5 protein-coding genes are annotated in these 6,812 nt (G+C 76.2%); 4 read left to right on the top strand and 1 reads right to left on the bottom strand.

Annotated elements, in window-relative coordinates; all coding sequences use genetic code 11:
* Window positions 1-2: 2 nt before the first annotated feature.
* The 3 genes from NT8_RS26420 (at window position 3) to NT8_RS26430 (ending at window position 4,029) form a co-directional block, all read left to right on the top strand.
* The gene (locus NT8_RS26420) at window positions 3-740 is read left to right on the top strand and encodes a GNAT family N-acetyltransferase (protein WP_245646344.1); all 738 of its coding nucleotides are present in this window, start codon (window positions 3-5) and stop codon (window positions 738-740) included.
* 91 nt (window positions 741-831) lie between these two features.
* Window positions 832-2,184, top strand: a complete 1,353-nt coding sequence (locus tag NT8_RS31380; RefSeq protein WP_067975326.1) for a cytochrome P450 — start codon at window positions 832-834, stop codon at window positions 2,182-2,184.
* Between the two features lie 21 nt (window positions 2,185-2,205).
* Window positions 2,206-4,029 carry a glycoside hydrolase family 15 protein gene (locus NT8_RS26430; protein ID WP_067975327.1) on the top strand — a complete coding sequence of 608 codons (1,824 nt, stop codon included), beginning with the start codon at window positions 2,206-2,208 and terminating at the stop codon, window positions 4,027-4,029.
* Between the two features lie 65 nt (window positions 4,030-4,094).
* On the opposite strand, the gene NT8_RS26435 is transcribed toward NT8_RS26430, so the two are convergent.
* On the bottom strand, window positions 4,095-5,123 hold the full coding sequence (locus tag NT8_RS26435; RefSeq protein WP_067975329.1) for a GNAT family N-acetyltransferase: 1,029 nt from the start codon (window positions 5,121-5,123) through the stop codon (window positions 4,095-4,097).
* A gap of 765 nt (window positions 5,124-5,888) precedes the next feature.
* Here NT8_RS26435 and NT8_RS26445 point away from each other — a divergent pair.
* Entirely contained in the window at window positions 5,889-6,767 is an 879-nt protein-coding gene (locus tag NT8_RS26445) for a PadR family transcriptional regulator (RefSeq protein WP_067975337.1), read from the top strand.
* Window positions 6,768-6,812: the final 45 nt, after the last annotated feature.

A 6,812-nucleotide genomic window follows, 5' to 3' on the forward strand; every position in this document is an offset into this window, starting at 1 on the left:
GGGTGTCCGGCGGCGGGTGCGGCGGGGAGGTGCCCGCGCGCGCCCGCGTCCACTACTGTGTGCGTCATACACAGTTTATGGAGGGGGTCGGGATGGGCGGAACCGTGGTGCGGGCGTTCACCGAGGCGGACCGGGCGGGGCTGCGCGAGCTGTTCGCCCGGGTGGGGGAGGGGTCGCCGTCGGGGGAGCTGTGGGGGCACCCGGAGTCGGAGGCCGCCGTCTACCTGACCCCCTACATGGACCTGGAGCCGGAGTCGCTGTTCGTCGCGGAGGTCGACGGCGCCCTGGCCGGCTACCTCACCGGCTGCGTCGACGGCGCCCGCCTGCCGAGCGAGAGCGAGCGCATGGACCGCGCCATCCGCGAGCACCGGCTGGTCCTGCGCCCCCGGCCCGCCGCGTTCTTCGCCCGCGCCCTCGCCGACCAGGTCGGCGCCGCCCTGCTGCGGCGCCCCACGGCCGGGGAGGTCACCGACCCGCGCTGGCCCGCCCACCTGCACATCAACCTCGCCCCGGCCGCGCGGGGCCGGGGGGTCGGCGCCGCGCTGATGGAGCTGTGGTCCGCCCGCCTCCGGGAGGCCGGCGCTCCGGGGTGCCACCTGCAGACCCTGGTCGAGAACACCGGCGCCGTCCGCTTCTTCACCCGCATGGGCTTCACCCCGCACGGCCCCACCCCGCTGGTCCCCGGCATCCGCCACCGGGGCCGCCGCCTCCACCAGCAGACCATGGTGCGCGCCTGCTGACCGCCGGCCCGGGCGCGCCGTGGATGTCCGGTTCGGGGGAGTCCGCCGGGGTAGCTGCGTGCGGAAGCGACGCGAGAGCCCGAGGAGACACATGACGACGGCGCCCCACCGCCCCGCCGACGCGGCCCCCCGGCCGCGTCCCGCCACCGTGCCCGACACGGCGCGCATCGCCGCGGGCGTCCTGGCGCCGCTCATCGCCCAAGGGGTCCTGGTCCGCCGCCCGACCGCCGTCGCCCTGGCCGAACGGCTCGGCGCCGACCGGCGCGCCGTCCGCCTGCTCCAGCGGGTCCGCGACCGCTACGGGGCCCGCGTCCTGCCGCTGCGCATCCCCGGCCGCTCCCTCGCCCTCGTCCTGACGGCGGACGACGCCCGGCGCGTCCTCGCCGACACCCCCGACCCCTTCGCCACCGACAACCGGGAGAAGACCGGCGCGCTCGCCCACTTCCAGCCGGACGGCGTCCTCATCTCGCACGGCCCGCAGCGGACCGAGCGCCGCGCCTTCAACGAGGCCGCCCTGGAGACCGACCGCCCCCTCCACGACCTCGCCGGGGACTTCACCACCGCCGTCCGCGCGGAGGCCGTCCCCCTCGCCGCCGACGCCGCCGCCACCGGCCACCTCACCTGGGACGCGTTCCTGCCCGCCTGGTGGCGCGCGGTCCGCCGCGCCTTCCTCGGCGCCGGCGCCCGCGACGACGACCACCTCACCGACCTGCTCACCCGGCTCCGCGCCGACGGCAACTGGTCCTACCTGCACCCCCGCCGCGCCACCGTCCGCCGCGCGTTCACCCGCCGCCTGGCCGACCACCTCGACCGGGCCGAACCCGGCAGCCTCGCCGCGCACGCCGCCGCGCTGCCCACCACGCCCGACACCCGCCCCGCCGACCAGTTCGCACACTGGCTGTTCGCGTCCGAACCCGCCGGCATGGCCGCCTACCGGGCCCTCGCCCTGCTCGCCGCCCACCCCGAGCAGGCCGAGCGCGCCCGCGCCGAGATCGCCGGGGCCGACCCCGCCGCACCGCACACGTACCCGTTCCTGCGCGCCACCGTCGTCCTGGAGTCGGTGCGGCTGTGGCCCACCACGCCCGTGATCCTGCGCGACACCACCGCACCCACCACCTGGGACGGGACCGAGCTGCCCGCCGGGACGGCCCTCGCCGTCCTGCCGTCGTTCCTGCAGCGCGACGACACCGTGCTGCCCTACGCCGACCGGTTCGCCCCCGGGGTGTGGCTCGACGGCAGCGGCGACGCCTCCCCGTCGCTCCTCCCGTTCAGCGCCGGCCCGGCCCGCTGCCCCGGGCGCGACGTCGTCCTCCAGCTCACCACCGCCCTGCTGGCGGACGCCGATGTCGGCATCGTGCCCCCGTCCCCGCTGCGCCCCGACCGACCCCTGCCCAACACGCTCGACCACTTCCACCTGCGCTTCGCGGTCGTCCCCCGCGCCTGACCCCCCGGACGAGGAGGATCGGTGTCCCTGCCCATCGAGGACTACGCGCTCATCGGCGACACGCAGACCGCCGCCCTGGTGAGCACCCGCGGCTCGATCGACTGGCTCTGCCTGCCCCGCTTCGACTCCGGGGCGTGCTTCGCCGCGCTGCTCGGCGACGAGGACAACGGGTGCTGGACGATGGCCCCCGCCGGCCCCCACCGCACCACCCGCCGCTCCTACCGCGGCAACACCCTCATCCTGGAGACCGAGTTCACCACCGACGACGGGTGCGTGCGCGTCGTCGACTTCATGCCCCTCCGCAACGAGCACCCCGACCTGGTGCGGCGCGTCGAAGGCGTGCGCGGCCGGGTGCGGATGCGCAGCCGGCTCACCGTCCGCTTCGACTACGGCGACGTCATCCCGTGGCTGCGCCGCGACGGGCGCCGCCTCTGCCTGGCCGCCGGGCCCGACATCGTCCTCGTCGACGCCGACGTGGACTTCGACTGCGCCGCGCCGTCGCGGCCGCTCGCCGAGTTCGACGTCGCCGAGGGCGACACCGTCGACTTCCACCTGGCGTGCCTGCGCCCCCGCGAACCCGAACCCGAGCCGGTCGACGTCGACCGCCTGCTGTCCGCCACCGAGCGGTGGTGGCGCGAATGGGCCGACCCGTGCCGCTACCAGGGGCCGCACCGCGACGCGGTCGTGCGCTCGCTCATCACCCTCAAGGCCCTCACCTACGAGCCGAGCGGGGGTATCGTCGCGGCCCCCACCACCTCGCTGCCGGAGCAGATCGGCGGCGTCCGCAACTGGGACTACCGCTACTGCTGGATCCGCGACGCCACCCTCAGCCTGCTGTCGCTGCTGAAGGCCGGCTACGAGGACGAGGCGAAGGCGTGGCGCGAATGGCTGGTGCGCGCCGTCGCGGGCGACCCGGCGCAGATGCGGCTCATGTACGGCATCGAGGGGGAGCGCCGCCTGGAGGAGGTCGAACTGGACTGGCTGGCGGGCTACGACGGCTCCCGGCCGGTACGGGTCGGCAACCACGCGGCGTCGCAGTGGCAGCTCGACGTGTACGGCGAACTCATGGACGCCCTCCACCAGGCGCGGAGCGAGGGCATCCCGCCCGACGACGCCGCCTGGCAGGTGCAGCGGACGCTCATGGACTTCCTGGAGTCGGGGTGGCGGGAGCCCGACAACGGCATCTGGGAGATGCGCGGCCCGCCCCGCCACTTCACCCACTCCAAGGTGATGGCGTGGACGGCGGCCGACCGCGCGGTGAAGGCGGTCGAGCGGTTCGGCCAGGACGGTCCGGCCGACCGCTGGCGGCGGCTGCGCCGCGAGATCGCCGACGACGTGCTCACCCGCGGCTACGACGCCGAACGGGGCGCCTTCACCCAGTCCTACGGGTCCCAGCTGCTCGACGCGTCACTGCTGATGATCCCCTATGTCGGGTTCCTGCCCGCCACCGACGAGCGGATGCGCGGCACCGTCGCCGCCATCGAGCGCGAACTGTGCACCGACGGGTTCGTGCTGCGCTACTCGATGGGGGAGGACAGCGAGGAGGTCGACGGGCTGCCTACGGGCGAGGGCGCGTTCCTGCCGTGCAGCTTCTGGCTGGCCGACAACTACGTGCAGCAGGGGCGGGTGGAGGAGGGGCGCGCCCTGTTCGAGCGGCTGCTGGGGGTCCGCAACGACGTGGGCCTGCTGGCGGAGGAGTACGACCCGCGGGCCGGGCGGCTGCTCGGCAACTTCCCGCAGGCGCTGTCGCACCTGGCGGTGGTCGACACGGCGTTCAACCTGCAGGCGGCCGACGGGCCCCTGCGCAGCCGCGCCGAATCGGGCGACGGCGGCGGCGCCGGGTAGCGGGCGCACCGCCCCCGGCGGTCCGCCGCCCGCCGCGCGCCGTCCGGGGGCGCGCGGCGGCGCGGTCAGCGGGCGGTGGCCGGTCCGGGGGCGGTCCACTGGAGCTCGTGCGACTTCTCCACCGACACGAACCCCAGGGCGGCGTTGATGGCCCGCATGGGGCCGTTGACCTCGGCGTTCCAGGTGTGCACGCGCTTGCGGTCGGGGTGATCGCGCAGCAGCGCCCGCAGGTTGTGCGCCTTCAGCGCCGCGCCGAGGCGCCGGCCGCGCTGCTCGGGCAGGACCAGGGTGTCCTCCTGGAAGGCGTCCTCGGACCAGTGCTCGGACACCGTGATCGCGGTGTAGCCCCAGAACCGGCCGTCGGCGTCGCGCACCGCCGAGGTGAGGGTGGTGCACCCGCGCGCGGTCATGCGGTCGTCCTCTTCGCGGACGCGGGCGGGGTCCCAGACGACGGGGGCGACGTCGAGGTCGCCCGTGGGGACGTCGCGCTCCATGGCCGTGTGCAGGGCGGCCATGGCGTCGAGATAGGGGTCGGGGCACGGGCCGGTCCACGACACGATCGACAGCCCGTGCCGCTCCGGGTGCGCCCCCGCCGCGACCGTGTCGAGGCGCTCGTCGGGCACGGGCAGGTCGAGGACGAACCGGTCCTCGCAGAGGGCGCCGGTGAAGCCGTTGCGCCGCGCGAACGCCCCGCCCGGGGAGTCGCCGAGCGGCGTGCCGACGGGCACCACCGCGCACGCGGTCATGGTGGTGCGGCCACCGTCGGCCGCGAGGCGCCTCGCGTGGTCGAGCAGCGCCGACCCGACGCCGCGCCGCCGGTGGCGCGGCGGCACCGCGATCTCGACGCTGGTCAGGTGGGTGTTCTCGTGCAGCGGGGTGCGTACGTCGAGGGCGCCGACGACCTCGCCGTCCTCGACCGCGGCGAACGCGTCGGCGCGGACGCGGGGGGCCGGGTCGGTGAGGACGGCGCGGTACTCGGGCAGCGGGTCGACCAGCGGGGTGTGCCCGTCGACGGCGCTGCCCTCGCGCACAGCGGTGTGCCAGGCGTCGAGCGCCGTGGGGTCGTGCGGGTCGATCGCGCGGATGTCGGGCATGGCTCCTCCTCCGGGCGCATCGGTGGGCCCGTTCCGTTATCGCGCACCCGGACGCGGCGGGCAACCGGTTTTCCGGTGGCGCGGGTTCGCCGTAGCGTCCGCGGGTGTGCGAGACCCAGAGGACCTCGGCGACCGCCGGCCGCCCGTTCCGCCGCAGCCGGGCGAACTCCGATGCCCCGACCCCCGCCGCCCCGCTGTCCCACAGGGCGAACCCGCCGAAGGCCATCGCCAGTGATAAGCCGATCGCGACGGGGACGGCGATCCACCAGGCCGCGCGCATCTCGCCGAAGACGAGCAGGGGCACCACGGCCGGCGCCGAGAGCCAGCACCCGACGGCGCAGCCCCGCCGGACAAGCCAGGTGCCGGGCATCTCGTACGACGCCTGCCTGCCGGTCGCACCCGTGGCGTCGGCCATGGCGCGATGGTAGGCCGCCACCCGCCAGAGGGACAGGCTCCGTAGCCCGGCGTCCGCCCCCGCTGCCGTTCGGCCGCCTGCGGTTTCGGTGTCCGCTGCCCGCTGTGCTCGTCGCCGCCCGCCGCCCGCGACCCTAGTGTCCGCCGCCCTGCCGCCCGCAGCCCGGGCGTCCTCCGCCCGTCGCTGCTCGCCGTACCCGTCCGCGCTGTGGTGCGGCGCCAGCGACCCGGAGACCCGGACGGCATCTTGACCGACACTCGTTAGCGATATATCTTTCATATATCTCGATAGGGAAGAAATAGTCGCGACCGATCACCATGGTGCGGTCCCGTACGAACGAGGAGTCCGAGATGACGGCCATGTCGATGCCCTGGTCCTGGCGGGCGCGCCCCGAGCGCATTCGCGCCACCCACCGCGAAGCGGGTGGCTGGGACACGCCGCCCGCCCCCCACGACCACCCCGGCCACGTTCCCCACGACCATGCCCACCACGAGCACGACCCGCACGAGCACGGCCCGCGCGGCTGGGGCGGCGGACGCGGCCGCCGCGGCCCCGACCCGCACGGAGCCTGGGCGGGTGGTGGGCCCGGCGGCCCCCCGCGGCCCGGGTTCCCGCCCCCGCCACCGCCGCCCGGCCCCTGGGGCGGCCCGGCCGGGCACGGCGGCCCGCCCGGTCCGCCGTTCGGCCCCGGCGGCGGGTTCGGCGGCCACCACGGCCGCCGGCGCGGTCCGCGTGCCCGGCGCGGCGACGTCCGTACGGGCATCCTGCTGCTGCTGGCCGAGGAGCCGCGCAGCGGCTACGAGATCATCCGCGAGGGCCGCGAGCGCAGCGGCGGCGGGTGGCGGCCCAGCCCCGGGTCGGTCTACCCGATGCTCCAGCAGTTGGAGGACGAGGGGCTGGTCCGCCCGGCCGAGACCGGTGGGGGCGGGCGGCGGCGCCCGTTCGAGCTCACCGACGAGGGTCGCGCCTATGTCACCGGCGACGCCGCCGACCTCACCCCGCCCTGGGACGCGGTGCCCGAGGAGTACGGCGACGCCCAGGCCCGCTACGCCGAGATCAGCGCGCTCGCCTACCAGCTGTCGGCGGCCGCCGCCCAGGTGGCCCAGGCCGGCACGGACGCCCAGGTCGACCGCGCCAAGCGGCTGCTGAACGACACCAAGCGCGGCCTCTACCGCATCCTCGCCGAGGACGACGAGGACCCCGCCGACCCGGCCATTGACGAGGACTGACCCCGCCGCACCACCGGCCCCCGGGGCGCGTACCGCGCCCCGGGG

This window comes from Nocardiopsis trehalosi NBRC 14201 (assembly GCF_001552555.1).
Lineage (GTDB): Bacteria > Actinomycetota > Actinomycetes > Streptosporangiales > Streptosporangiaceae > Nocardiopsis_B > Nocardiopsis_B trehalosi.